At 50.7% G+C, this 25,286-nt stretch carries 19 protein-coding genes; 10 read left to right on the top strand and 9 right to left on the bottom strand.

The features are described from left to right. Positions 1–29 precede the first annotated feature (29 nt). The 4 genes from glnE to NFHSH190041_RS15760 all read left to right on the top strand — a co-directional run bounded on the left by glnE (position 30) and on the right by NFHSH190041_RS15760 (position 6,217). On the top strand, positions 30–2,879 hold the full coding sequence (glnE, locus tag NFHSH190041_RS15775; RefSeq protein WP_261922700.1) for a bifunctional [glutamate--ammonia ligase]-adenylyl-L-tyrosine phosphorylase/[glutamate--ammonia-ligase] adenylyltransferase: 2,850 nt from the start codon (positions 30–32) through the stop codon (positions 2,877–2,879). A 230-nt stretch (positions 2,880–3,109) separates the two neighbouring features. Beyond that, positions 3,110–4,057 carry a succinylglutamate desuccinylase/aspartoacylase family protein gene (locus NFHSH190041_RS15770; RefSeq protein ID WP_261922699.1) on the top strand — a complete coding sequence of 316 codons (948 nt, stop codon included), beginning with the start codon at positions 3,110–3,112 and terminating at the stop codon, positions 4,055–4,057. Positions 4,058–4,316: 259 nt separating this feature from the next. Then, the gene (locus tag NFHSH190041_RS15765; protein ID WP_261922698.1) at positions 4,317–5,171 is read left to right on the top strand and encodes a hypothetical protein; all 855 of its coding nucleotides are present in this window, start codon (positions 4,317–4,319) and stop codon (positions 5,169–5,171) included. Then, positions 5,162–6,217: a 3-oxoacyl-[acyl-carrier-protein] synthase III C-terminal domain-containing protein gene (locus NFHSH190041_RS15760; RefSeq protein WP_261922697.1), complete on the top strand. Its 1,056-nt coding sequence runs from the start codon at positions 5,162–5,164 to the stop codon at positions 6,215–6,217. The genes NFHSH190041_RS15765 and NFHSH190041_RS15760 overlap by 10 nt, the downstream gene beginning before the upstream one ends. A 158-nt stretch (positions 6,218–6,375) precedes the next feature. Here NFHSH190041_RS15760 and NFHSH190041_RS15755 read toward each other — a convergent pair whose 3' ends face one another. Both NFHSH190041_RS15755 and lpxL read right to left on the bottom strand, forming a co-directional pair. Then, entirely contained in the window at positions 6,376–7,287 is a 912-nt protein-coding gene (locus NFHSH190041_RS15755) for a L,D-transpeptidase family protein (RefSeq protein ID WP_261922696.1), read from the bottom strand. A 79-nt stretch (positions 7,288–7,366) separates the two neighbouring features. After that, complete coding sequence (lpxL, locus tag NFHSH190041_RS15750) at positions 7,367–8,293, bottom strand: LpxL/LpxP family Kdo(2)-lipid IV(A) lauroyl/palmitoleoyl acyltransferase (protein ID WP_261922695.1); 927 nt, start codon at positions 8,291–8,293, stop codon at positions 7,367–7,369. 246 nt (positions 8,294–8,539) lie between these two features. Here lpxL and hldE point away from each other — a divergent pair, with 246 nt between their 5' ends. Both hldE and NFHSH190041_RS15740 read left to right on the top strand, forming a co-directional pair. Next, positions 8,540–9,970: a bifunctional D-glycero-beta-D-manno-heptose-7-phosphate kinase/D-glycero-beta-D-manno-heptose 1-phosphate adenylyltransferase HldE gene (hldE, locus tag NFHSH190041_RS15745; protein WP_261922694.1), complete on the top strand. Its 1,431-nt coding sequence runs from the start codon at positions 8,540–8,542 to the stop codon at positions 9,968–9,970. A 74-nt stretch (positions 9,971–10,044) separates the two neighbouring features. After that, positions 10,045–11,124 carry a hypothetical protein gene (locus NFHSH190041_RS15740; RefSeq protein ID WP_261922693.1) on the top strand — a complete coding sequence of 360 codons (1,080 nt, stop codon included), beginning with the start codon at positions 10,045–10,047 and terminating at the stop codon, positions 11,122–11,124. On the opposite strand, the gene NFHSH190041_RS15735 is transcribed toward NFHSH190041_RS15740, so the two are convergent. The 4 genes from NFHSH190041_RS15735 to NFHSH190041_RS15720 form a co-directional block, all read right to left on the bottom strand. Next, positions 11,074–11,364: a hypothetical protein gene (locus tag NFHSH190041_RS15735; RefSeq protein ID WP_261922692.1), complete on the bottom strand. Its 291-nt coding sequence runs from the start codon at positions 11,362–11,364 to the stop codon at positions 11,074–11,076. The two genes, NFHSH190041_RS15740 and NFHSH190041_RS15735, sit on opposite strands and share 51 nt — an antisense overlap. 248 nt (positions 11,365–11,612) lie before the next feature. Further along, on the bottom strand, positions 11,613–12,995 hold the full coding sequence (locus NFHSH190041_RS15730; protein ID WP_261922691.1) for an NAD(P)(+) transhydrogenase (Re/Si-specific) subunit beta: 1,383 nt from the start codon (positions 12,993–12,995) through the stop codon (positions 11,613–11,615). Positions 12,996–13,001: 6 nt separating this feature from the next. Further along, positions 13,002–13,277: an NAD(P) transhydrogenase subunit alpha gene (locus NFHSH190041_RS15725; RefSeq protein ID WP_261922690.1), complete on the bottom strand. Its 276-nt coding sequence runs from the start codon at positions 13,275–13,277 to the stop codon at positions 13,002–13,004. Further along, positions 13,277–14,473, bottom strand: coding sequence for a Re/Si-specific NAD(P)(+) transhydrogenase subunit alpha (locus NFHSH190041_RS15720; protein ID WP_261922689.1), 1,197 nt, complete (start codon positions 14,471–14,473; stop codon positions 13,277–13,279). The genes NFHSH190041_RS15725 and NFHSH190041_RS15720 overlap by 1 nt, the downstream gene beginning before the upstream one ends. 269 nt (positions 14,474–14,742) lie before the next feature. On the opposite strand from NFHSH190041_RS15720, the gene NFHSH190041_RS15715 reads away from it, so the two are divergent. The 3 genes from NFHSH190041_RS15715 to NFHSH190041_RS15705 are packed head-to-tail and all read left to right on the top strand — an operon-like array spanning position 14,743 to position 19,206. Then, positions 14,743–16,674: a sulfite reductase flavoprotein subunit alpha gene (locus NFHSH190041_RS15715; protein WP_261922688.1), complete on the top strand. Its 1,932-nt coding sequence runs from the start codon at positions 14,743–14,745 to the stop codon at positions 16,672–16,674. 47 nt (positions 16,675–16,721) lie between these two features. Then, positions 16,722–18,413, top strand: a complete 1,692-nt coding sequence (locus NFHSH190041_RS15710; RefSeq protein WP_261922687.1) for an NADPH-dependent assimilatory sulfite reductase hemoprotein subunit — start codon at positions 16,722–16,724, stop codon at positions 18,411–18,413. Beyond that, entirely contained in the window at positions 18,406–19,206 is an 801-nt protein-coding gene (locus NFHSH190041_RS15705) for a phosphoadenylyl-sulfate reductase (protein ID WP_261922686.1), read from the top strand. The genes NFHSH190041_RS15710 and NFHSH190041_RS15705 overlap by 8 nt, the downstream gene beginning before the upstream one ends. Positions 19,207–19,902: 696 nt before the next feature. On the opposite strand, the gene NFHSH190041_RS15700 is transcribed toward NFHSH190041_RS15705, so the two are convergent. Beyond that, positions 19,903–21,669 (bottom strand): ABC transporter transmembrane domain-containing protein, encoded by a 1,767-nt coding sequence (locus tag NFHSH190041_RS15700; RefSeq protein ID WP_261925155.1) that lies wholly within the window; start codon positions 21,667–21,669, stop codon positions 19,903–19,905. Positions 21,670–22,206: 537 nt separating this feature from the next. Between NFHSH190041_RS15700 and ung the strand changes: the two genes are divergently transcribed. Next, positions 22,207–22,875 carry a uracil-DNA glycosylase gene (ung, locus tag NFHSH190041_RS15695; RefSeq protein WP_261922685.1) on the top strand — a complete coding sequence of 223 codons (669 nt, stop codon included), beginning with the start codon at positions 22,207–22,209 and terminating at the stop codon, positions 22,873–22,875. Positions 22,876–23,028: 153 nt separating this feature from the next. Here ung and NFHSH190041_RS15690 read toward each other — a convergent pair whose 3' ends face one another. Both NFHSH190041_RS15690 and ispB read right to left on the bottom strand, forming a co-directional pair. Beyond that, on the bottom strand, positions 23,029–23,589 hold the full coding sequence (locus tag NFHSH190041_RS15690; protein ID WP_261922684.1) for a prepilin-type N-terminal cleavage/methylation domain-containing protein: 561 nt from the start codon (positions 23,587–23,589) through the stop codon (positions 23,029–23,031). A gap of 453 nt (positions 23,590–24,042) precedes the next feature. After that, the gene (gene ispB / locus NFHSH190041_RS15685; RefSeq protein ID WP_261922683.1) at positions 24,043–25,014 is read right to left on the bottom strand and encodes an octaprenyl diphosphate synthase; all 972 of its coding nucleotides are present in this window, start codon (positions 25,012–25,014) and stop codon (positions 24,043–24,045) included. Positions 25,015–25,286: the final 272 nt, after the last annotated feature.

Here is a 25,286-nt window from a genome sequence, read left to right as displayed (position 1 = left end):
TTGCGCCTATTACCAGTGCAGGAATCACCATGGCCGTCTCTCCGTTATCCCAATTACCATCACTTTTGCAGCAGCAGTCCGAGCGTTATTTGCAGCGTTTAATCGCGGATGCCCCGACGCAGTGGCAAGGGTTAACGGATGCTGCTCAGCAGCAAATAAGCCATGTATTAGGGCTTAGCGACTTTATTGCCGAGCAGTTGTGTCGCCACCCGGATTGGTTGACGCAAACCTTGAACCCGGCAGACAGCTTGGCGGTGCATCATCAGGCGTTGGCGGCATTATTGAGTGATATGACTGATGATGAGCAGGTGAAAAAAATATTGCGCCAATACCGCAATCGGCATCTGGTGCGGCTGGCTTGTCTCGATAATCTCGGGCAAATTCCGGTTGCAAAGGCGCTGGTGGCAATATCTGAACTGGCGGAGGCGCTGATTATTGCTGCCCGAGATTGGCTGTATCAGCGTTTATGTCAGCGCTATGGCACCCCCTGCGATCGTCAAGGCCAACCCCAGCCACTGTTGATTTTAGGGATGGGAAAACTGGGTGGTCAGGAGCTGAATTTTTCTTCTGATATTGATTTGATTTTTGTCTTCCCTGAGCACGGCGAAACCCAAGGCGGCCGGCGAGCACTGGATAATCAGCAGTTCTTTACCCGTATGGGACAGAAGCTGGTGAACTTGCTGGATCAGGTGACTTGTGATGGCTTTGTCTTCCGGGTGGATATGCGCCTGCGCCCCTATGGCGAAAGTGGGCCTTTGGTGGTCAGTGCCACAGCATTTGAGGATTATTATCAGGAGCAGGGGCGAGATTGGGAACGTTATGCCATGGTCAAAGCCCGTGTGCTGGGGCCACAGACGGAGGCCGGTGATGCTTTACAGCGTATGCTGCGGCCATTTGTTTACCGCCGTTATATTGATTTTTCTGCCATTGAAGCGCTGCGCAAAATGAAACAGCTGATCACCCGGGAAGTCCGCCGCCGGCAATTGACCAATAATATCAAACTGGGCGCGGGCGGGATCCGGGAAGTTGAGTTCGTGGTGCAGAGTTTTCAGCTGATCCGGGGTGGGCGTGAGCCATCACTGCGTTGTCAGGGATTGATGTCTGCACTGAGCGCCCTGCATCAGCTTGGGCAGCTGGGATATCAGGCCATAGAACAATTACAGCAGGGGTATGTGTTTCTGCGCCGGGTGGAGAACTTGCTACAGGCCATGGCGGATCGTCAAACCCAGAGCTTACCGGATAATGACCTCGATTGGCTGCGATTATCCTGGGTGCTGGGCTATGACAATCCTGCGGCATTGCAGTTGCACATTACTGCTGTGATGGCTGAAGTACATCGGCACTTTCTCGATACCATTGGCGGTGAAGATGAAGACGATGTGCGGGAGCACTGGACCATTGCCCTGTGGCATGATCAGCAAGATGAGGATGCCCGGTTCATGTTGGCCAACCATGGCATCGACAGTGACAGTTTTTGGCCATTGTTGAGTCAGTGGCGGCAACAGACCATGCGCCGCACTATCGGGCCACGGGGACGAGATACCCTAGACCGACTGATGCCCCGGCTGTTGGAAGAACTGTTTATACTCAGTTCGCCCCACACCGCCTTTGTACCGGTTTCTCAGGTGCTAGATCAGATTTTGACCCGCACTACTTATCTGGAACTATTGTGCGAAAATCCCGGTGCCCGTCAGCAGTTGGTTAAGCTCTGTAGTGCCAGCCCTTGGATTGCCCAGCAATTAGCGCGTTTCCCTATGCTGCTCGATGAATTAATCGATCCGGTACAGTTGTACGACACCACGGATTTGGATGATTACCCTGCTGAGTTACGACAATATCTGCTGCGGATCCCGGAAGATGATATGGAGCAGCAAATGGAAGGCCTGCGGCAGTTTAAGTTGTCACAGCAACTGAAAATTGCGGCGGCGGATATTACCGGTATTTTGCCGGTGATGCAGGTCAGCGATCATCTGACCTATTTAGCTCAAGCTATGATAGAGCAGGTGATCCACTATGCTTGGCAGCAGATAGCCAAGCGGCATGGCATCCCCGCTCATCTGCAAGCCGGTGAGCTGGGCTTTGCGGTCGTGGGCTATGGCAAACTGGGGGGAATTGAGCTGGGTTATGGCTCAGATCTGGATTTGGTGTTTTTACATAATGCCCCACCTGGAGTGCAGACCAATGGCGACCGGCAGATAGATGCCAGCCATTTTTACCTCAAGCTGGCGCAGCGGATTTTGCATCTGTTCTCTACCCGCACCGTCTCCGGTGCGCTCTACGACGTGGATATGCGTCTGCGACCTTCCGGTGCATCCGGTTTACTGGTCAGTGAAATTGGCCATTTTGGCGATTATCAGGCTAATGAAGCTTGGACGTGGGAACATCAGGCCTTAGTGCGAGCCCGTTTTACGTATGGCGATGCCGAATTGGCGCAACGTTTTTGTGCTATCCGGGCTCATGTGTTGGCGCAATCCCGCGAACCTGCAGCATTAGCCCTTCAGGTGCGGGATATGCGCAGTAAAATGCGCAGCCATCTGCTACATGTGCGCCCCGATCAATTTGATTTAAAACAGAGCGCCGGTGGGATCACGGATATTGAGTTTATTGCCCAGTATTTGGTGCTGGCCCACAGTCACGCCCATCCTGTGCTGACAACCTGGTCGGATAATGTGCGCATTTTTGCTGACTTGGCGGAATTGGCGATCCTGACTGCCGCTGAAGCGGAATTGTTGACTCAGGCCTATTGTCAACTGCGTGATAACAGCCATAGGTTGACCCTACAGGGGCAGGAGGGGGTTGTGCCTCTCACGCAGGTTGCCGCTCAAGTTGAGCAAGTACAAGTGATATATCGTCATATCCTCGGAGATGAGGGACAATAGCTTAAGTGTGCTAGCGCTAGCCGATAAATAGTTGGCTGGCCGCCGCATTTTGGATAGCGATAATTCAGGGTTGATACTGTCGCTAAGGACGCTTACGACGAAGGAGGGGCAACCGGTATCCAGTAGGGTTTATGTTATAGCGAAAATATGTGGCCTCACGCGGTGTTTATCGATTCCGTTTGCTCGCCATACTGTTATGATATCGGCTATCCATGCCGTCGGAATAACCCATGCGCTCCCCTTTTCAATCCCATCAATGGCAGTCAAATATGTTTGCCTGCGACAGTAATGATCTTGACCATTGCCAGGCCATGCTGGCGGAAGAAGCTCAACGGCTTGGTATGCAGCAGTTGCAGCTTGGTGAAATGGGAAAATTCCCACTGCTGATGTACCAAAGTCCCGCGCCCCATGCTGAAATCCCGTCAGTTTTAATTTGTGCCGGTTTCCATGGTGAAGAGGCTGCAGGTCCTTGGGGGGTGGTTAACTGGTTGATGAAGCAGCGCCCTGAGCTGTTTGATCGGGTGAATATCAGTTTGTTACCTGTGATTAATCCGGCTGGATTTCGTAAAGGACAAAGGTACAACCGTCATGGCATGAACCCGAATCAGGGATTTGTTCTGGAACATGGTCGGCCAAAAATCCATGATGATGCTTCTGAAGAAACCCGTATTCTGCATGCCAATAGTCAGTTGCTACAGGCTGCCAGCCGTGATGGCGTATTGAGTTGCCATGAAGATATTCAGGCACACGAGGCTTACCTTGCCACCTTTGAACCTAGATGCCAGCCTGGAGCCTTCAGTTTGGCCATGCGCACCACGTTAGCTCGCCATTTCCCAATTGCATTACCTGCTGCAGCCCAAGCTGAATCAGCGGCCTTAGAGGTTGTTGCCGAAACCGCATTAGTACCAGCAATGGCGGATGCCAGCCCATCATTGGCGAGCATGCCAGTATCGGCGATGCCACCATTATCTTCTCAGGCATCAATTCCTTGTGATGAACAGTTAACGCCACAAGGCATCATCTTTAATCGCTTTGATACTTCGTTTGGGGCTTTTTTAGTGCGCAGCGGTGCCCGGTTTGCAGTCAGTAGCCACACTCCGGCGCAGGCGGAATTTGACCGCCGTATACTGGCTAACAGTGCTTTAATCGAAACCTTCATCAGCCATATTCTTGATTGAACTTTACAGGGCGCCTAATGGGGCGGGCTCAAGGTTATTTACTCACGTTTATCATCGGGGTGCGCTACCTGATAAGCCGGTAACGCCGTAGAAATGAGCCTCAAACACTGTCCGGAGGGGTTGGCTAACAGCGTTTTACGTTTTGTTAAGCGGCTCTGGCTTAGCATGCGGGCTTGAATTTATGCTTTTTGAATAACAACCCCCATTTTTCCGGTCTGTTGCATAGACTTAGTCTATTGCAGCCAAGCCCGGAGGGTATGTGAGCCAGCGGCATAATCAGGCCTATCGTTGTTTCCCTACCCCGCAGCAGCCTGCGGCTGTTTTTCCTTTGTCAGCTTCTCCTCATCTATATCATCCTTTGCAGCGCTGGCAGCAGCAATATGGCGCTGAGATAACCTCTTATAGTGATACCTTGCAACACACTCTGTGTGGTCTGTTGCCGCTATTGCTGTGCGGTGAGCAGTCAGCGCAGTTGGTCTTTAATACGGAGGTCAGTCGGCTCTGTTGTGAGCCCAAGGCGGGGTTTGTTGCAGAGCACATAGTAGCCCCCGGGGGAGATAGTGTCGCGACAGGGCAACTGACAGCCAGTCATTGTTCCTCTCACAGAGGCATTGCCAGTGCAGATAAGCATTCGCAACGGGCTGGCGCGGTATTACAGAGCGTAGAAGCTGATGAATGGCATCATGATCAAGCGCTGCAATTTGTCTTATCTCAGTTAGCGGCTGAGCGGGATAATCGCCGGGTGCAGCAACAGTCGCGGCGCTTTTTTACCTCTCTTAGCCGAGTCGATTCTCTTGCGATGCAATTTGTGCGCATTGCCGTGTTGGATACATGCGTGACCCGAATTATGCAGGGCGTAGAGTTGGGGCGATTGGGGCGGCAGCATAGTTTTGCGCAATTATGTGGGCTTATTCGCCGGGATGAATCTCGTCATGTGTATGTTGCGCGGGAACATGCCCGGGCATTGGGGGCTAAGCGCGATGACTTTGCGGCTGAGGCGGATCTGGTGTTAAAACGGCTGCAGAACTTGTTGAGTCTGCGCCAGCATGAATTTGAATGGCTGGGCGTGGACTTAGACCGCCTCTGCGCCGGATTGGAGGATAAATGGCGTTGAAGTTTGCTCCGGCTGAGCTCAGCGTGCTGGGTAGTGGATTCAGTCTGCCCGGTGAAGCTGTATCGACCCCAAAATTGTTAGATGCACTACAACGATTATGTCCTGATCCCAGACTTAAACGGCGGGCCGCCGCATTAGTCTCCCGATTGGGAATTGAATCCCGCCATCTGTGTCGTCGCTTGGATATGGCGCGAAGTGTACCAACCCCCAGTGGTGTTACTCTGGCACAACAGGCCTTAGCCGTTGCGTTGCAGCAGGCTGCCTTGCCTGCAACTGAGCTGGAATATTTGTTGACCCACACCTGTACTCCTCAGACTCAGGTGCCGCCCAATGCGGCTTGGTTAGCGGAAGTCTTGGATTATCCCGGCCCTTACCTTGAACTGCGCCAAGCCTGCACCGGCTTTGCCAATGCCTTGCAGATTGTCTCGGCGATGGCGCTGGCTTCGGATCGCCCCATGGCCGTTGCGGCAATGGAAACCGGCTCGGTTTATTTTGATATCTCTCCTCAGTTTATTGATGCGGGACAACTGGTTAATTATGTCCAGATGGGGGATGGCGCTGCTGCGGTCGTGCTGGCAGCAAGACGGCCCCAAACCCCTTGGCTATCAGATATGTACTTGGGACATATGGGCAATGGAAAAGCACCGGGATTTTATCTTAGTGGTGGCGCCGCTGATGTAGGGGAAGGACAGATGGCGCGATTTCATCATGATGCCCAAAGTGTGCGCAGCATTGGGCCGGCGCTATTTAAAGCTGGATTAAGTGCCGTGTTAGCTAGGGGGTATTGCCTGGATGATTTTCGCTTTATTTTGCCCCATCAGGCCAATGGCCATATTGATACCCAATTAGCTGCCGCCTTGGCCATTGCGCCAGAGCGAATAATCAATGATGCTAAATCATTGGGTAATCTAGGGTCAGCGGCGATTTGGATGAGCCTAGCCAGACTGCGAGAGCGTGGTCAGCTGCGCCCCGGTGACAGGGTGCTAGTCTTGGGCGCTGAAGCGACCAAATACCTCTATGGTGGCTTTGTTTATCACCATCTTTAGCGGCTGTTAAACAAGTTTGTTTTTACAGTGATGTGAGAATGCCTTATACCAGGCAAAGGCTTTGATAGGTAGTTGGGCTACCTGATAAGCCGGGAACGCAGTTGAAAGGTGCCCACAGGCAAAATAACCGACCGGGATAGCTCCCGGTCGGTTGCTGTTTATGGGTTAATGCGAGTCGGCATGCCGGTTCTATCTTCCAGCAGGCGTTTAATCACAAACGAATCTGTGTCCCGGTGGGCAATAAAACGGGTGATAGCCGGAGACAACTGCAGGGGGACTGGTGCTGTGGAGTCGAACTCTGCCTCGGTGCGGGACAATGGCTGGTGCACTTCCAAATAGCGGCCGCCATCAGGCTCCTGGGTGGCTTTGATAGGCTGATTGATAAACTGCACCCGGGTTCCAACGGGGACGGTTTCAAATAAACTTTTGATATCCGGAGCTCGCAGACGAACACAGCCTTGACTCACCCGTAGGCCAATACCGAAATTGGCATTGGTACCATGAATAGCATACAGGTCCCCCACATACAGGGCGTATAGTCCCATGGGGTTGTCTGGGCCGGCGGGCCAAACCTTAGGTAAGATCTCACCTCTGGCTGCGTGCTCTTTGCGCATGCGTTCAGTCGGTGTCCAGGTGGGGCCATCTTTTTTACGGTATACCTGAGTAACCCAGTTTTCAGGGGTGTCCCGGCCGATTTGGCCGATACCTATGGGCAGTACGCGGACAATGTGTTCACCCTTGGGATAGTAGTACAGCCGCATCTCCGCCACATTGATCACTATGCCTTCGCGGGGCGCATCTGGCAGAATTAACTGCTGCGGAATAATCAACCGACTGCCGGCTTTGGGGAGGAAAGGATCTACATCAGGGTTCGCTTCCAGCATATTGGATAGTCCCAGCTGATACTTGGCGGCAATACTTTCCAAGGTTTCTTTATTGTGTTTTACCGTATAGGTAGTGTTTTCACCCACCAGACGACTGTTGGCTGGTGGCAGTGGGTAGTCGGTGGCTAATGCTGGTTGTGTTACAGAGCAGATCACTGCTAGTAAAATCAGGCGGAATGTGGTCATTCGGCTGTGTTTCCAATAGTTGGGCCTAAGGGCCGGGAAATAGTTCCCACAGGCATACTTATTGATCCTGCAGGTAAAATCAATACAAAGACGGATCATCCTGATGTGGCCGGGTTTTGAAGCGGCGGTGTAGCCACATATACTGCGCCCGGTTCTTGTCAATCAGTTGCTCAATAATCTGGTTACCCCGTTTGGCATCTTCCAGTTCACTGTCGGTGGGGAAGTTGTCCAGTGGCGGCATAATCTCAATACGGTAGCCCTTATCTTTGGCGGTGCGCTCAACAAAAAATGGTAGCACTTTGGCTTTGCCAAGCTTGGCCAGCGTGGTGGCACCGGTAATGGTGGCGGCATCTGGTACGGCAAAGAAGGGAATAAATACCGCGCTGGAGCGGCCAAAATCTTGATCTGCGGTATACCAAATCACATCACCTTTGCGCAGACAACGCACCATTTGTCGCAGGTCCCGCTTGGGTACCAAAGCTTTATTGGAGCGCAGTCGACCGCGAACCTGCAGGTATTCCATCACGGGATTATTGTGCGGGCGGTATACGCCGACCCCAGGTTGAAACTGACCGAAGATGCGGGCACCCATTTCCAGTGGCAGGCAGTGTACGGCAAACAAAATGACGCCTTGGCCTTGGGCGGTAACTTGCTCGACATATTCCTGCCCGGAGATTTGCATATGACTGCGTACCTGACTGTCTGACCACCACCAGGCATTGAGGGTGTCAAAAATAGCTTTGCCCGTTTCGGTAAAATTCTGTCGCAGTAATGCTTGTTGGGCCTGTGGGCTAAGTTGAGGAAAACACAATGCCAGATTACGGCGGGCGGTATGGACCCGTCCCGGGACAAACTTCATTGCCAAGCGGCCGATTGCACCACCCAGTTTCATTTGCAGTGATAATGGCAGGATAAAGGTTAGCAGGCGCATCAGGCCAATTCCCGCCCAGAGAAGCCAGTTACCTGGCTGGTACAGCTTGCGGGAAAATTGCGCGTGTTCTACCACTTGAACCTCACTGTCAGGGAGAAAAATGAGTCGGTATTCTAACGTTAGCGGCAACTAATACCAACGCCAATGGTAACCGAGTATGTCTGCCCGCTTGTTATATCAGGGCATTTTGGTGCCTTTGACCGGTAATTGATGGCAAAGTTCTGGGGCAGTCAGCCTAGCTTGGGATGATGGCCTCTTTCTTATGGGTAGGGGGATTGGGTACAATCGGCCATTAAACTCCATCAATTTAGTTAGAGCGCTATGAAGGTTACGCTACCAGCATTTGAAAAGGCCCGGGTTTTGGTTGTGGGCGATGTTATGTTAGATCGCTACTGGGTTGGCCCAACCGGCCGTATCTCGCCTGAGGCGCCTGTGCCTGTGGTGCAAATTAACCAGATTGAAGACCGTCCCGGTGGCGCAGCCAACGTGGCGCTGAATATTGCCACGTTAGGTGGTCAGGTTCAGCTGGCGGGCATTGTTGGCCGGGATGAGAATGCCGATGCCTTAAGTCGAGGTATTGAGGCGCTGGGTGTGGCTCCGCGTTGGCATCAGGTGGATGACAAGCCCACCATTACTAAATTACGGGTTCTATCGCGCAATCAACAGCTTATTAGACTAGATTTTGAACAGCAATTTGCCCGTCAGGACAGTGATGCGCTGCTCAGTCAAAGTGCGGCGTTACTGCCGCAGACCGATGTTGTCGTGCTATCTGATTATGCCAAAGGTGCGATTGCCGAGCCGCAAGCTTTTATCCAACAGGCAAATGAGCTGGGGGTAAAAGTGCTGGTGGATCCCAAGGGGACGGATTTTAGCCGTTACCACGGTGCATATTTGCTGACGCCGAATATGAGCGAATTTGAGGCTGTGGTTGGCCCGGTTGCCACTGAGGCGGAATTGGTTGCTAAGGCGCAGCAACTGTTAGCAGCTCACCAGTTACATGGTTTGTTAGTGACCCGTTCAGAAAAAGGTATGACGCTGATCACCCGTGATGCTCCTGAGTTACACATCCCAACAGTCGCGCGTGAGGTTTATGATGTGACTGGCGCCGGTGATACCGTCATTTCTGCTTTGGCCACCGCACTGGCAGCCGGCAGTGACTTGCCTCAGGCTTGTGCGATTGCCAATACTGCCGCCGGGGTCGTGGTGGGTAAATTGGGTACCTCAACGGTAAGTCGCATTGAGTTGATTGATGCTCTGAAGCTGACTGATGGAGAGTCCGGATTCGGTGTCGTCAGTGAAGATCAACTGGCCTATGCTCTGGAGCAAGCCAGATTACGCGGTGAACGTGTTGTCATGACCAATGGCTGTTTCGATATCCTGCATGCCGGCCATGTCAGCTATTTGGCTGCTGCCCGCAAACTGGGTGACAGACTGATTGTGGCGGTAAACGATGATGAATCTGTTCGGCGTCTCAAAGGCGATGGTCGGCCAGTCAATAGCGTAGATCGCCGTATGGCAGTTCTGGCCGGATTGGCCGCAGTGGATTGGGTTGTCCCTTTTGCTGAAGATACGCCACAGCGGGTGATCGCGCGATTGCTGCCAGATCTGCTGGTGAAAGGTGGCGATTATCGGGTAGAAGAGATCGCTGGCGGTGCTGAAGTGATGGCCGCAGGTGGCCAGGTGCAGGTGCTGCATTTTGAAGAAGGTATCTCGACCACTGCCATTATTGAAAATATTATGGCGCGTCAATAACCTCGGCCTCAACCTTAGCCTAGGCCGCCCCTAGTTGTTAGGCCGCCATTGCTGCGTTTTGCTTCGGAGGTGACATGCCAGCCTTACTGTTTGTCATCTTGCTGCTTTGGCTGGCATTACTGCCGGGAGCTCAGGCTGTTACCCTGCACGTAACGCTGCCAACCGGGGCCAAAGTACCGATAGTATCGGCTATGGCGCTGACTACTGAGTTGTCGTTAACAGGACAATTACGGGAAAATACAGCTGGGTTTGCAGTGCCGCTGACGACAGATGATAGCAGCGTTGGGCTGATCTGCCCCTTGAGTCAATTGACATTATGTTTGCAGCAGTTGCCGCCAGCACTTAGGGGGCAATTGCCTGACATTAAAGCGGTGCGCCATCTATTAGGCCAGCGCGGCGCCATGGCGTTGCTCTTGCTTCCCGAATCCTACGCCCCTTCATCTTCATCGCCTCCTGCTGATCAAGTACAACTAACAGGTGTGATTGTTTATCAGCACCAGCAGATTGCGTTTGAACTCAGTAGTATTCTTGGCGCCAGCGTTTATCGTTTACCGTTGAAATCTCAGCCGCTGCTGACGTTGTGGCATGAGTTAGGGCATCTTGAGGTCACTCGATTACAGGGGCAGATACTACCGCGCCAGTTATCCCTATATCAGCATGAAGCTTTAGCCGATCTGTTTGCTGCTTGGCGCAGTTTGTCATTATGCTCAGATGCAAGCCTGGCTTGGCAGCAACTGCATCGGCGCAATCTGGCGCTGATAAATGACCGCGACAATATCAGCCATTGGAGTGGGCCTGTGCTGCACTTGTTGCTGCAACGAGGTGATATTGCGCATCTGGCACAACTAGACAGTTTTGCCGATTTGCTACATGAACTACAGCTTGTCTCCCGCCGCCAGCCGCTTACAGCGGGGAAAATGTGGGAACAAGGACTGCCGTCACAACCTGTGCTTGATGAGTATAACAACTTGGTTCAGCGGCTGTTTGGCAGTGGTATGATGCAGACTTTACCTGGATATTTATACTGGCGTCGTCCAGCGCTTGGCCAGTACTTAGCGCCGACGTTCACGGCGCTGATAGGGACGCATAAGGCGACCACCTTGTTACAGGGGCATAGATTGATTAGTTCTGCTTCTGAGCCTGATATCCGGTGAAAAATGAATATCTCCGGCAGCATCTATGGTAGCCAGTTGCTCATTTAGGCAGGCTACGGCTATCGCCAATTCAGTCATCTGTTGTCTCACAAACAATAATTGATACCCCAATTTGGTAAGGGTGTAAAAGGCAAACTGTTGCGCCAGATTCATATGTGCCCAGTGTTCAGGTGGATAAGCAGGTGCCGCGCGCCTGTCTATCATATTGGCCGGTTGTGGATGGGATATCAGTAATGCCATAGTGTCTCCTCCCTGAGTCATCGCTGGCCATCATAGATTAACTGTCAGTGTTATGCTTTGGCCCCTTGCTCGAATAGAGCCTGACGGATATCTGTAGCTTGAAATTAAAACAGATACAACGTGATGTTTATTATAGATTTTGTCTTTCTATATAAGCAGGAATTGAACTTGAGTACAAGTTGGATACTTACGGTGATTTAGACAATAAAAAAGCCGGCAACAAGCCGGCTTTTAATTAATATTGATGCTTAGTCAGCATCTTTCAGATTTTGAGTTAGTTCAACAATGGCCTTTTTACCATCGCCAAATAACATCAGGGTGTTATCTTTGGCAAATAGCGGATTAGGCAAACCGGCAAAGCCCGGGCTTAAAGAGCGCTTCACCACAACCACGGTTCTGGCTTTATCCACATTCAAAATAGGCATGCCATAAATAGGGCTGGTTTTGTCTTCCCGCGCCATTGGGTTGGTCACATCGTTGGCACCAATCACAATTGCCACATCGGTTTGTTCAAACTGTGGGTTGATTTCATCCATTTCAACCAGCTGATCATAAGGTACTTCAGCTTCAGCGAGCAGCACGTTCATATGGCCTGGCATACGGCCTGCCACAGGGTGAATCGCGTATTTTACCTCTGCGCCACGTTCTTGCAGCAGGTTAGCCAGATCCCGCACCGCGTGTTGGGCTTGTGCCATCGCCAGACCATAACCGGGCACGATCACGACTCGCTCTGCAGTTTCCAGCAGCATAGCGACTTCTTCTGGAGAAGATGCTTTAACTTTTCCGGCATAGACTTCATCGGCATCAATGGTTTCACCACCTTCACCCATGACCCCGAACAGTACGTTGACTAGTGAACGGTTCATCGCTTTACACATAATCTGGGTCAGAATAATTCCGGATGCGCCCACCAGAGAGCCTGAAACGATCAGCACTGTGTTACCGGTAATAAAACCTGTGGTTGCAGCTGCAATACCTGAATAGGAGTTCAGCAAGGCGATGACCACAGGCATATCTGCGCCCCCAATGGGCACGACAAGGAAAATCCCCAGCGCCAGCGAAACGGCAACCAGAATATAGATATAGTCATGGTTGGCAGGCTCAGTGACGACCAGAACACTCAGAACTACCGCGGCGATCAGCAGCGCTGCGTTAATCACTTTGTTGCCGGGTACCCGAATCGGATTACCGGACATAAGTTCCTGCAGCTTGGCAAAGGCGATCAGTGAGCCAGACAGGGTCACGGCACCAATTAAGACGGTGGCAGCGATAGAAATTAAAGCAACCACATGCGTTGCTGACTCTGGATCAACAAAGTTAGCCAGTGCGATAAACAGAGAGGCGCCACCGCCAAAACCATTGAGCAATGCCACCATCTGTGGCATGGAGGTTACTTGGATTTTAACCGCCATTACGCCGCCGATCACGGCACCGATAACCAGACCGGCCAAGATCCACTCATAGCTGAGAATGTGTTGGTCAAATAAGGTGACAACGACCGCAATCAACATACCGATAGCGGATAATTGATTACCTCGCACTGCGGTGCGTGGTTTGGTCATGCCTTTGATACCCAGAATAAACAGGCTGGCAGCCAACAAATACGCAAGATAAATAATAGTTGTACTCATGTCGGCTTATTTCCTCTTAAACATGGCAAGCATACGATTGGTTACTAAGTAACCGCCGACCACGTTGATGGTTGCCAGTACCACAGCGATAAAGCCCAGTACATTAACCCACCATCCAGCACCGCTACCGGCAGCCAACAGGGCGCCGACCAAGGAGATACCGGAAATCGCATTAGAGCCGGACATCAAAGGGGTATGAAGGGTTGGGGGCACCTTAGTGATCAGTTCAACCCCTAAAAATACCGCGACCACAAATAGGGTCAGTAACAATAACAGATCCATTATTCAGCCTCCTTCTCGCTGTCCTCAGTGACGGGGGCCGGATTAAGGGCTGGCATACCTGCCAGCTCTCGCAGGCGGGCATTGACCAGCTCACCCTGATGGGTGACCACAGTGTCGTTAATAATTTCGTCGGCAAAATCTAACTGCAATTTGCCTTCAGCATCCAGCAGCAGTTTCAGCAGATTTTCCACATTGGTGCCATACATCTGGCTCGCATGGGTTGCGGCGCTGCCGGGAATATTTTTCGGTCCTAAAATCGTCACGCCTTGGTGCACAACGATTTCACCGGCTTGGGTCAGCTCACAGTTACCACCGGTTTCTGCGGCTAAATCAACAATCACAGTGCCAGGTTTCATGGCATCCACCATGGCTTTAGTGATCAGTACCGGGGCTTTACGGCCAGGGATCGCCGCTGTGGTAATCACCACATCTTGTTGTGCCAGCACATTGGCCATCGCCTGTTGTTGGCGCTGGATAAAGTCATCACTCTGCTCAGCAGCATAGCCGCCTTTGGTTTCAGTGTTTTCCGCTTCAATGTCTAACTCAACCGGCTTAGCACCCACAGAAATAATCTGCTCCCGGGCTGCTGGGCGGATATCATAGGCCTCGACAACTGCGCCCAAGCGTTTTGCTGTCGCGCAGGCCTGCAAACCTGCAACCCCAACGCCCATGACAAAGGCCCGGCACGGTTTGAGGGTGCCAGCTGCGGTCATCATCATAGGGAATAGGCGGGGAGCGTAGTGGGCAGCCAGAATAACGGCTTTATAGCCAGCGATAGTGGCCATGGAAGAGAGCACATCCATGCTCTGGGCGCGGGTAATACGGGGAATCAGTTCAAGGGCAATGCTGGTTTGACCGCCATCAGCCAGTTTTGCTAGCTCAGCGGCACTGGTGAGAGGATCCATCATACCTATGATAATTTGCCCAGGCTTGCCGTGGGATTTTATCTCCTCCAGCTGGCTTTCTTTAGCATTAACTAGGGTGATAATATCCGCTTCCTGCAGCAGGGCGGCACGGTCGGTAACGATCGTCGCCCCGGCCTTGGCATAATCATCATCGGTAAATCCGGCGGCGTCTCCGGCCCCACTTTGCACTAAGACTTGGACAGGTTTTTTCATTAACCTAGTTATATTGGCCGGAATCAGTGCAACCCGGGTATCTTGGTTAAAATTCTCTTTGGGCAGACCTATTTTCAACGGGGAAACCTCGCTTACAGGAAATTGACTTTCGTCACAGAAGAGACTGACATTGTGGCAAGTCTTTCTTTTTTAACAAGCCTTAAGGCTGAGTCCATGACAGGTTTTGACCAGTGAGGCATAAATAGTTTGCACTGGGTCACGTTTTTGTAGCGCAAAAAAGCAACATCTCATATTCGAAACAGTAATAAAAAATTTTATTTTATTCTTTTTTGCCTTTATTTAACAAAGCTATGCTGCCAACAGGAATATTCTGTGGATGACAGCACATGGCGTTTAACGTTTCTTCACCTTTTCCCCATCTTCTCTCTGAGAAACAACAATTATTGCTGTCTCAGTTGACTGCCGATATGTCGTCACAACAGCTCACCTGGCTTAGTGGCTATTTAGCCGGGCAAGCCAGTGTTGCCACAACAGCTGCGGGCACGTCAACAACGGAATCACCCGCGGTAACATCATCCCCTATCCTGACGGTGCTTTATGGTAGCCAAACGGGTAATGGCCAGGCATTGGCAGAACAATTAGCTGAGGAGGCGAAACAAGCCGGTTGGCAGGTGAGCTTATCCGCGATGGGAGACTTTCAGCCCAGGCGCCTGAAACAGGTAGCCTTTTTGGCTGTAGTGGTATCGACTCATGGTGAAGGTGATCCTCCCGATGATGCGTTGGCGCTCCATCAGTTTCTGCACTCTTCCCGAGCGGGTCAGTTGCCGGACTTGCAATATGCAGTGTTAGCTCTGGGGGATAGCAGTTATGAGTATTTTTGTCAGACAGGGCGTGAATTTGACCAGCAATTGAGTGCACTCGGTGCTCAGCCATTGTTGCCATTGCAGGAGTGCGATGTGGATTACAGCGCGCTTGCAGCAGATTGGCGCCGCAGTCTGTTGGCAAGGCTGCAGACGTTACAGCCAAACGATGTGGTTGGGGAGGGCGCGGGGTTGGGCGGAGAGCTTGGCGTCGCAGCGTTGCCGCAAGCTGCGGCGATGACGGTCAATAAAGACCGCCCCATTATTGCTAAGGTACTGGTTAATCAGCCTATTACCGGGCGAGACGCCGGGCGCGCCATACATCACCTTGAGCTCGCCTTGCCGGACGAGCAGCTGCAATACCACCCCGGTGATGCTTTAGGGGTATGGTTTCACAATAGTCACGAGCTGGTTGGCGAAATTCTCGCAGGGTTATCATTGGCCGCTGAGACGCCTGTGCAGGTAGCACCTCTACATCAAGGCGTATTACATACTGCCACCATAACAGCTGATATGCCCTCAGAACCCGATAGCATAGCTAAGGGAAATTTAGCGCCGGATAATGATAACGGGCAAGTTGAGACGATATCGCTTGAACAGGCATTACTCACCCGGCGTGAGCTGACTCAAGTGTCAGCCGGATTATTGCAGCAGTGGGCGGAATTACAATCGGATAATACCCTCAGCACGCTGCTTGATGAGGTCGATTCTATCCGGGAGTTTGCCTGTGAATTTCAATTGGCAGATTTACTCAGGTGTTGGCCGATAACTATCTCGGCGCAGCAGCTGGTAGATATGCTGCCGCCGCTTACGCCACGACTGTATTCTATCGCCTCCGCTCAAGATGATGTGGGTGATGAAGTGCATCTCACTGTCGCTCTGAAAACCGATTTACATGCCGACATTCCCCGTTTTGGTGGCGCATCTGGTTTTCTGAGTCGGATGGATGCTGGTACTGAGCTGTTGGTGTACCTGGTTGCTAACCGTTATTTCCGTTTGCCCCCCTCGCCAGATACCGCTGTGATTATGATTGGCCCCGGTACCGGGGTTGCACCATTTCGTGCCTTTATGCAGCAGCGTGATGTGCGTGGTGATACGGGGAAAAACTGGCTGTTTTTCGGCAATCGCTATTTTGAGCAGGATTTTCTTTATCAGACCGAGTGGCAGCAACACCTTAAATCCGGTCTGTTAACCCGTTTAGATGTGGCATTTTCCCGCGATGGTCCCTCGCGGCGCTATGTACAGCATTGTATTGCAGAGCAAGGCGAGCTGTTGTGGCAGTGGCTGGAGCAGGGCGCTCATCTGTATATCTGTGGTGATGGCAGCAATATGGCCAAAGATGTACACCGGGCACTGCTGGATGTGGTCGCAGAGTATGGCGGGCTGGATGAGGCTGGAGCTGCGGAGTATTTGAACCAGTTACGGCAGCAGCAGCGCTATCAGAAAGATGTTTACTAAGCCTATCAACCCACACCGGACTGTGGCGCTATAGGCGGAGAACCGATATGACAGAAAAAAAACTGGCAGAAAATGAATACCTGAAGCGGGATAGCCGGTTATTGCGCGGCACCATTACCGAAGGGCTGGCAACTCAGGTGACCGGAGCTTTTGCCGCCGGAGATCAGCAGCTAATTAAATTTCATGGTTTTTATCAGCAGGATGACAGGGATCTGCGCCGCGAGCGGGCAGAGCAGAAACTTGAACCGCTCTACTCCTTTATGCTTCGGGCCCGAGTGGCGGGTGGCGTTTGTACTACAGCGCAATGGCTGGGGGTAGATAGCATCGCTTCTGAGCTGACCCATTCCCACTCTATCCGCTTAACCAGCCGACAGACATTCCAGTATCACGGTATTGCCAAGCGCAATCTGAAAACCTTGATCCAGGGGCTGGATCGTCAAGCGCTCGACTCCATTGCTGCCTGTGGTGACGTAAACCGTAATGTGATGTGTAGTCCTAATCCCCAAGCTTCCATATTGCATACCCAAGTACAGCAGTGGGCTAAACAGCTGTCCGATGAATTGTTGCCCCATACCCGTGCTTATGCGGAGATCTGGCTGGACGGTGAAACTCTGCTGGATACCGCGGCTGAGCAGGAACCTATCTATGGTGAGACCTACCTGCCACGTAAATTCAAAATGGCCATTGCTGTGCCGCCGGATAATGATGTGGATGTTTACACCAATGATCTGGGGTTGATAGCGATTGCTGATGGGGAGCAGCTGATTGGTTTTAATATGCTGATCGGTGGTGGCATGGGGTGTACTCATGGCGATCATCAGACCTTTCCCCGTCTGGCTGAGCCGTTGGGGTTCGTGTCACTGGCCGACACCATGGCCGCGGTGAAAGCTGTGATGACAGTGCAGCGTGATTGGGGTAACCGGGAAAACCGTCGCCGAGCACGGTTGAAATACACAGTGGAAGATCATGGGCTGGATAAGGTAAAAGCAGAAGTGAGTCGCCGGGCTAATGTCGTGTTTCAGCCAGCAAAGACCGTGACGCTGACCAATCGGGGAGATCGCTACGGCTGGCATGAAGGGGCGGATGGATTATGGCATTTGACCCTGTTTATCGAAGGGGGACGCATTAGTGATCAGCCCGACCAGCCGTTACAGACGGGGCTGAGAGAAATAGCCAAGTGTCATCAGGGGGAGTTTCGCCTGACGGCAAATCAGAATTTAATTGTCAGCTCGGTTACTGCTGAAGATAAAGCCAAAATTACTGCGCTAGCAGAGCAATACGGTTTACTGCGACAGGTCAGTGCCAGTCGTGGCCTTGGCATTGCCTGTGTGGCATTGCCTACTTGTCCTCTCGCGATGGCGGAAGCAGAGCGCTATTTCCCGTCACTGCTTTCTCAGATCGAGGCGCTGCAACAACAGCATGATATTGCACAGCAACCCATGGTGATCCGCATGACGGGGTGTCCGAATGGGTGCGCTCGGCCATTTGCGGCGGAAATCGGTATGGTGGGTAAGTCTCCTGGACGTTACAACCTGTATTTAGGGGGAAGCTTTAATGGCGACCGGCTAAATAAATGTTATCGGGAGAATCAGACTGAGGCCGAGATACTGAGCATTTTGGATAGCTTGTTTCGTGATTATGCCTCAGAACGGCTTGATGGCGAGGGGATCGGTGATTTCTGCGTGCGTGTCGGCCGAGTGAAAGCGGTTATCAATGCTGCGGAGGACTTTTATGACTGACATTCACTCAAATCCCAACTCTACCAATCGGTTGGCGGTGCCTGTTACTTTTCCTACTAGTCCGGTGTCGGCCGATGAGTTAGTACAAGCCGCAAAGCGGGACGATCAATCTCTGATAGCGGATCTGAATCAGTGGTTGCAGCCTTTGACTGCGCAACAAAGGGTGAGTTGGGCGCTGCAAACCTTGCCGGGACATCATGTATTGTCATCCAGTTTTGGTATTCAGGCGGCGCTGATGCTGCATCTAGTGAGTCGGCAATTGCCTGATATCCCGATATTGTTAACAGATACTGGCTATCTGTTTCCTGAAACCTATCGTTTTATCGATCAGTTAACCCAGCAACTGTCACTCAATCTGCAGATATATCGGGCCAAGTTGAGTCCGGCTTGGCAGGAGGCAAAGTATGGTCAGCTTTGGCAGCAGGGAGAAGCAGGGCTGCGGCGTTACAATCAACTTAACAAAGTGGAACCTATGGCCAGAGCATTGGCTGAACATAATGCTGGGTGTTGGTTTGCCGGGTTAAGGCGCAGTCAGGCCGATAGCCGGAGTAGTTTGCCTGTGTTGGCATTAAAAGCCGGCCGGTTTAAATTGCTGCCGGTTATCGACTGGGATAACCGTCGGGTACATCAATATTTGCAGCAGCATCATTTGCCTTATCATCCCCTGTGGCAAGAAGGTTATGTTTCTGTGGGGGATTGGCATTCCAGTGCGCCACTTAGCAGTGGCATGACTGAAGAGCAGACCCGCTTTAATGGCATGACTCGGGAATGCGGTTTGCACTTGGATCTGTGAGTCTATGACCTCGGTATTGGGATCGATCTGCGATCAGTCGATCCTGCGGTCAGATTTTGCATCACAGCAGAAAAATCGGCTTACAAATTACAGGGGTAAAAAACGTGTGAATAATGGATTTAACACTTGCTGAATGAGAATTGTAAATATTTACTTTATTTGAAACAGTGCTTTAACTCTGTTTATTTGTATTTTATTCATACTTTTGTACAGTTTTACCCACACGGTTATGCACAGGTTAATAAGTTGTTATATAGTCAGTGTTCCCGTAGATGGTCTGGGATATAACACTGCTCGATAAACGGTTTTAAACCGCTTTATCCCCGGAAGCTTCCAACCTGTTTTAGGTCGCTATTTGGTAACCACAGGTGCTCCGGATGGTTCAAGGATGAATCGGCGCAGTGTGTCACAGGCTAGCCGCTTTAGCGGCAACTGATTGGTTGACTTGCTAGCGCTAGACAATCATCAGTCCCTCCCCGGGCAGCGGCGTCACCGCTGCCCGGGATATGCTTGGTCTTTGCTTTGTATCTGCAATATTCTGGTGCATCTAAATTCATTAAACCTATCGATATTTCTATGGCTCTGGCGGGACATTTATTGTTCTTGTTCTGACTTTTGGGGCGGGAGTTTTCCCTATTTTGTCAGTGACTTTTGTCTCGAGTGAATTTAATCATTAAAAATCAATAGACCCTAAGCTCAGCATGTCTCAAAAGTGTCTGTGAGTAATTGTAAGCTAGCCAACTCCCGATACAGCTCGCAATCGTTAAGCAAGTCGGCGTGTTTGCCATTGGCAATGATTCGGCCTTTATCTAACACAAGGATGCGATCGGCATTAATCACGGTCGCCAGCCGGTGGGCGATGACTAAGGTGGTTTTATGTTGCATCAAACTGTCTAATGCTTGTTTGACTAGAATTTCACTGCGGGCATCTAATGCACTAGTCGCTTCATCGAGTAATAATATTGGCCGGTTAGCTAAAATCGCCCGAGCAATTGCAATCCGCTGTTTTTGTCCGCCAGACAGTCTCACCCCACGCTCACCTAAATCAGTATGGTAACCATTCTCTAATTCACAGATAAACTCGTGGGCTCTGGCCGCTTTACAGGCATCAATGACCTCTTGCTCACTGGCTGTTGGGCGGCTGAAGCGGACATTATCGAGCACACTCGTGGCAAAAATTACCGACTCTTGAGGCACTAAGGCAAATTGAGCGCGCAGATCAGACAGACGGAGTTGATCAATCGCAATACCATCTAAACGTATGCTACCGGGCGGAGCGGCATAAAAACGTTGCAGTAATGCCAGTAAGGTACTTTTCCCCGCGCCGCTGGCACCAACCAATGCAATCCTTTCTCCGGGTTGCACTTCAAGATCAAGGTGGTGCAATACACACTTGTGTTGTTGCGGATAGGCAAAGCTTAAATTGTGTAACTGCAGTGCCCCTTTTACCTGTTGTGGCAGCGCTTGGGCAGGGCAGGGTTCGGGGATATCACTTTGGCTGTGAGCCAGCTCCATCAGTCTTTCACTGGCACCAGCGGCGCGCTGTATTTCACTGAAGACTTCACTGATGGTTCCGACACTGCCTGCCACCAGTACGGCATAAAACATAAAGGCAGAGAGCTCACCGGTACTGATATTTCCGGCAATAACGGCGTTGCCGCCAGCCCATATAATTGCCAGAATCGCGAAAAAAGATAGGGTCATAATCAGACAGACCAGCATAGCCCGATAAAAAATGCGCTGTTTGGCTGTACTCAGTACAGCTTCTACGTGATGGCCAAAGTGGCGCTGGGCGATAGGTTCATGGCCATAAGACTGTAATGTATGAATTTCATGGATGCTTTCATCAACAAACGCCCCGAGTTGGGCAATACGGTCTTGACTATGTCGGGCCAGTTGCCGCACTTTTTTGCCGAAAAATACCGCTGGCACGATAACTAAAGGAACCATAATTAATACCATGGCGGTTAGTGTCCAGCTGGTAAATAACATCATGGCTAAACCGCCCAACATGGATATTAGCGAGCGTAGCGCCATGGAAAAACTGGAGCCGACTACATTTTCCAACAGTGTGGTATCTGAGGTGAAACGGCTGAGCACTTCACCTGTTCGGGCTTTGGCATAAAAGGCCGGGGACAGTTGCAATAGTCTCCGGTATACCGTCAGGCGGATATCGGCACTGACCCGTTCTCCCAGCCAACTCATCAGGTAATATCGGCCAAATATTGCCGCTGCGCTGAGTAAAATCACGGCGCCGAGCCCCAGTAATACCTGATGCAGTTGCTCCGCACCTTCCTTGAAGCCCTGATCCACTAACATGCGTATTCCCTGACCGATGGCGAGCCAGGCCAGAGAGCTTAGTAGTAAAAAAAACAACGCAGCTAATACCTGGCCGGCGTATGGCCGTAAAAAACTGGCTAGCCAGTGAAAGACAGCTCTCTTGGCTACAGCTTTATCTGGCATTGTGTCTGGTTTGTGATGGGGTGATGTCAGTGTGTGATTGTGCTCCGAAGTGCTAGCTTGGTTTTGGGGGCGCACAGGATGGGGAAGCTGGTGGGATGTTTTATCAGCAGTAGAGCTGGGAGTATCACTGTCATCATGCACTGTCACCTGGCGATCCTTGTTTTCAAGTGGTTGATAATTTGACTGTATCATATCAGCTTGTCGTCACTACTGGGACGAACAAAGGATTAGTTGATATCACTTGAACTTAGCGTATCGGCATTATCTGCACATAGGCTGACTTTAAGCTTATAACAAGGGAGCAGTTATTAAGGCATTGATGCCATGGATAAGGCAGGTATGAACAAAGTAAATGTACCGCCGTTATGTTAGCGCTTATTGAGTTGTCACTGTAAGTGAACAAATAGTGGGTGAAAAAGACTATTTATCCGGGGTTATTTGTTTTGGCTGGACGTGGTTGATAGCGAAATGGCAGTGATTGAATTTTCTCTATCATGGCTTTACTCTTGTGCCGATTTTTACAGACAGGATTGAATTATGACCTTGCCCACAAGTTGGCCGGAGTTTATTGCTGCTGAGCAACACTTGCCCTATTTTCAACAGCTCAATGAGTTTGTTGCTGCGCAGCGCGCTGAGGGTAAAGCCGTATTTCCACCCGAGGATGAGGTTTATCGCGCATTTGAGTTAACACCACTGGATAAAGTGAGGGTTGTGATTTTGGGACAAGATCCTTATCACGGCCCGGGTCAGGCCCATGGACTGTGTTTTTCAGTCAAACCCGGTGTTAAGGCCCCGCCATCTTTGGCCAATATGTATAAAGAGTTGGTTACGGATATTCCCGGCTTTACCATTCCAGATCACGGTTATCTGGAGTCCTGGGCGCAGCAAGGCATTTTAATGCTTAATACGGTACTGACGGTCGAGCAAGGTAAGGCGCACTCACATGCAAAAGCGGGGTGGGAGACGTTTACCGGTGCAGCAATGCAATTACTGAATCAACAAACCCAGCCAATTATTTTTGTATTGTGGGGCAGTCACGCCATTAAAAAAGGTAAGGTAATTACCGCGCCGCAGCATACTTTGTTGACAGGTCCACATCCATCACCGCTTTCTGCTTATCGAGGATTTTTCGGTTGTGGGCACTTCTCGAAAGTAAATGCATTATTGGCAGAACGAGGTGAGGAGCCGATCCACTGGCAGGTTTAATACTTAGTCACACACTGGATTTCTGCAGTTATATTCGTGCACGTTAAGTTGTAAGCTAATGATGCTACAAGTAAATAAGGCCGCAACTGCGGCCTTATTTACTTGTAGCATCATTAGCGATGGGATAACGAAAATTGAATTCCCTAAGATGACTTATTGTCCATCCGGAGCCGTTGTGATCACATCGCCAGTATTAGAATCGTAATCGATATACATATTGGGGTTTCCAATCAAGGTATAGCGACACTTGCCGGGATCAGTATACGTGGCTTTATATTGTGCGCCAGTTGTATCTGTTACCGTAGGTTCATCCCCAGAAAATAAAATGCGCCACACTGAAAGGCAGTCCGGTACGTTATTTAACGTGGGTTCAGTTCCTGCTGCAGGACCGGTAATAAAATGCTGTGTTGGCCAACCTTTGCCATTGATATCTACAGTACCGGACTTATTGGGATTATCGGAAAAAACGGGCGCATCATTTATTCCCCCTGGAGGTGCACCTCTGACTACCCAAGCTGCTTGCACTAAATCGACCCCGGTTTTAAACGCCCCACCGGTAGCCTTGACAGTTGCTGAATGCGCATAATCTTCAAAATTCAAAAACTTTGGAGCTGCTACAACAGCGAGCAATCCCAGAATAATGATGACCACGATAAGCTCAATTAGGGTAAACCCTTGATGGCGGGCGCGACTTAGCCGGTCTTTGATGGGCATATGTTGAACCTCATGTTGGTTGATTATTAGCCCAGTATAGTGTGCAACAATTATTTAATTCCAGTTAACAATGTAAAAACATGGTTAAATTCTGAGTTCGACCTGTGATGAAGAGTAGGTTAACCATGTCAGCGTGGAAATTGTGCTATTCCCTTAAGTTTGCGGGGCGATGTTATGCCAGGCAGTAAGCAAGCTCAGCTGTGGTTATTGGGAAATGGTCTGTTTTGTGTGAGGCGGCGTTAGGGGCGGTAATGGGTAAAAGGATGGATGAAATAGTCAGATGATGACTGGAATACTGTTACTTTTAGTCGTCTACACAGTTTTAGTGTTTGTTCGTCTAAATCAAGTGGAGAGGGCCGGTAAATATGACTAATTCCAAGCTGGTGTCACGCGATAAAAGTAAGCTGTCGCAGCATCGCGACAGCTTGAACTTAATGCGCTAATACTCTGCCATCAGTGGTTGCGTGCCACAGACAGTTTCGCCAAGGATACCAACGCTGTTTTTACGTCACTATCAGGTATGATTGCTAGGGCATCAATAGCCTTTTGGGATTCTTCCACCGCGCGGGTGTGAGTGTATTCCAACGCGCCGCAATGGTGCAGGGCGCTGATGATAGCCTCAATATCCTGTGTGCCATCACCTTGTTCAATGGCGTTGCGGATCATACGTTTTTCATCATCAGTGCCGTGGGCCATGGCATAAATCAGCGGTAACGTCGGTTTTCCTTCGGCCAAATCATCCCCAATATTTTTACCTAACTCTTCTGCATCAGCGGTGTAGTCAAGCAAATCATCCGTCAGCTGGAAGGCGGTGCCTAAATATTTACCATAGTCACCCAGTGCGGTTTCCCAGGCAGGATCACTACCTGCCAATACAGCAGCAAGTCTAGTTGCGGCTTCAAACAGTTTGGCTGTTTTACAATAAATAACCCGCATATAACTGGCTTCTGTGGTATCAGGATCCTGGCAGTTCATCAACTGCAGCACTTCCCCTTCCGCCAGCACATTAGTGGCATCGGCCAGAACAGACAGTACCTTCATATTTTCCAGCTCAGTCATCATTTGAAATGAGCGGGTATAAAGGAAGTCGCCAACCAATACACTGGCGCTGTTGCCAAACATGGCATTGGCGGTTTCACGACCTCGACGCATGGTTGATTCATCAACCACATCGTCATGTAATAAAGACGCCGTGTGGATAAATTCGATAATGGCAGCCAGTTTCAGGTGGGCTTCACCCTCATATTGCACGGCTCTGGCGGCCAGCACCGCAAGCAGTGGGCGAAGTCGTTTCCCGCCGCCATTAATAATGTAGAACCCCAACTGATTTATCAGGGCAACATCAGATTCCAGTTGCTTGTAGATCAGTTGATTGACCGCTTGCATATCGGCGTCCGCCAATTGACGGATGGCATTTAAATCCATAGGAAGACTCTGGTTCAAAAAGGGCTGGGAAGTAGCCCTGATTTTAGTCGAAAGTTGTATGATATCGCAGATTTTACCTGAATGAATTGAATAAGGCATTATTGCTGGAGAGTTGTGAGAATTTAGCCGATCTTTTTTTAATCTTTCGGCGAAAGGGGTTGCGAGTTAACCATTCTTAGCGTAAACTCCGCGCCCATTGTCAATAAAGTTTTTGTAGCACCTGCCCTGCTCACTTTGTAGGCCAGTGTGTTAAATGTTTCGGAGTAAAATAG

This window comes from Shewanella sp. NFH-SH190041 (assembly GCF_024363255.1).
GTDB lineage: Bacteria > Pseudomonadota > Gammaproteobacteria > Enterobacterales > Shewanellaceae > Shewanella.
Note: the sequence above shows the minus strand (reverse complement) of the source record. Positions and strands in the feature narration are given on the sequence as shown.

Bases quoted from the DNA above. Each gene is read 5' to 3' on its own strand.
- NFHSH190041_RS15730 (WP_261922691.1), bottom strand. From the start codon at position 12,995: ATGAGTACAACTATTATTTATCTTGCGTATTTGTTGGCTGCCAGCCTG.
- ung (WP_261922685.1), top strand. From the start codon at position 22,207: ATGACCTTGCCCACAAGTTGGCCGGAGTTTATTGCTGCTGAGCAACAC.
- NFHSH190041_RS15690 (WP_261922684.1), bottom strand. From the start codon at position 23,589: ATGCCCATCAAAGACCGGCTAAGTCGCGCCCGCCATCAAGGGTTTACC.
- NFHSH190041_RS15770 (WP_261922699.1), top strand. From the start codon at position 3,110: ATGCGCTCCCCTTTTCAATCCCATCAATGGCAGTCAAATATGTTTGCC.
- NFHSH190041_RS15735 (WP_261922692.1), bottom strand. From the start codon at position 11,364: ATGGCATTACTGATATCCCATCCACAACCGGCCAATATGATAGACAGG.
- NFHSH190041_RS15760 (WP_261922697.1), top strand. From the start codon at position 5,162: ATGGCGTTGAAGTTTGCTCCGGCTGAGCTCAGCGTGCTGGGTAGTGGA.
- glnE (WP_261922700.1), top strand. From the start codon at position 30: ATGGCCGTCTCTCCGTTATCCCAATTACCATCACTTTTGCAGCAGCAG.
- NFHSH190041_RS15740 (WP_261922693.1), top strand. From the start codon at position 10,045: ATGCCAGCCTTACTGTTTGTCATCTTGCTGCTTTGGCTGGCATTACTG.
- NFHSH190041_RS15725 (WP_261922690.1), bottom strand. From the start codon at position 13,277: ATGGATCTGTTATTGTTACTGACCCTATTTGTGGTCGCGGTATTTTTA.
- NFHSH190041_RS15705 (WP_261922686.1), top strand. From the start codon at position 18,406: ATGACTGACATTCACTCAAATCCCAACTCTACCAATCGGTTGGCGGTG.
- NFHSH190041_RS15710 (WP_261922687.1), top strand. From the start codon at position 16,722: ATGACAGAAAAAAAACTGGCAGAAAATGAATACCTGAAGCGGGATAGC.
- NFHSH190041_RS15755 (WP_261922696.1), bottom strand. From the start codon at position 7,287: ATGACCACATTCCGCCTGATTTTACTAGCAGTGATCTGCTCTGTAACA.
- NFHSH190041_RS15700 (WP_261925155.1), bottom strand. From the start codon at position 21,669: ATGCCAGATAAAGCTGTAGCCAAGAGAGCTGTCTTTCACTGGCTAGCC.
- hldE (WP_261922694.1), top strand. From the start codon at position 8,540: ATGAAGGTTACGCTACCAGCATTTGAAAAGGCCCGGGTTTTGGTTGTG.
- NFHSH190041_RS15715 (WP_261922688.1), top strand. From the start codon at position 14,743: ATGGCGTTTAACGTTTCTTCACCTTTTCCCCATCTTCTCTCTGAGAAA.
- ispB (WP_261922683.1), bottom strand. From the start codon at position 25,014: ATGGATTTAAATGCCATCCGTCAATTGGCGGACGCCGATATGCAAGCG.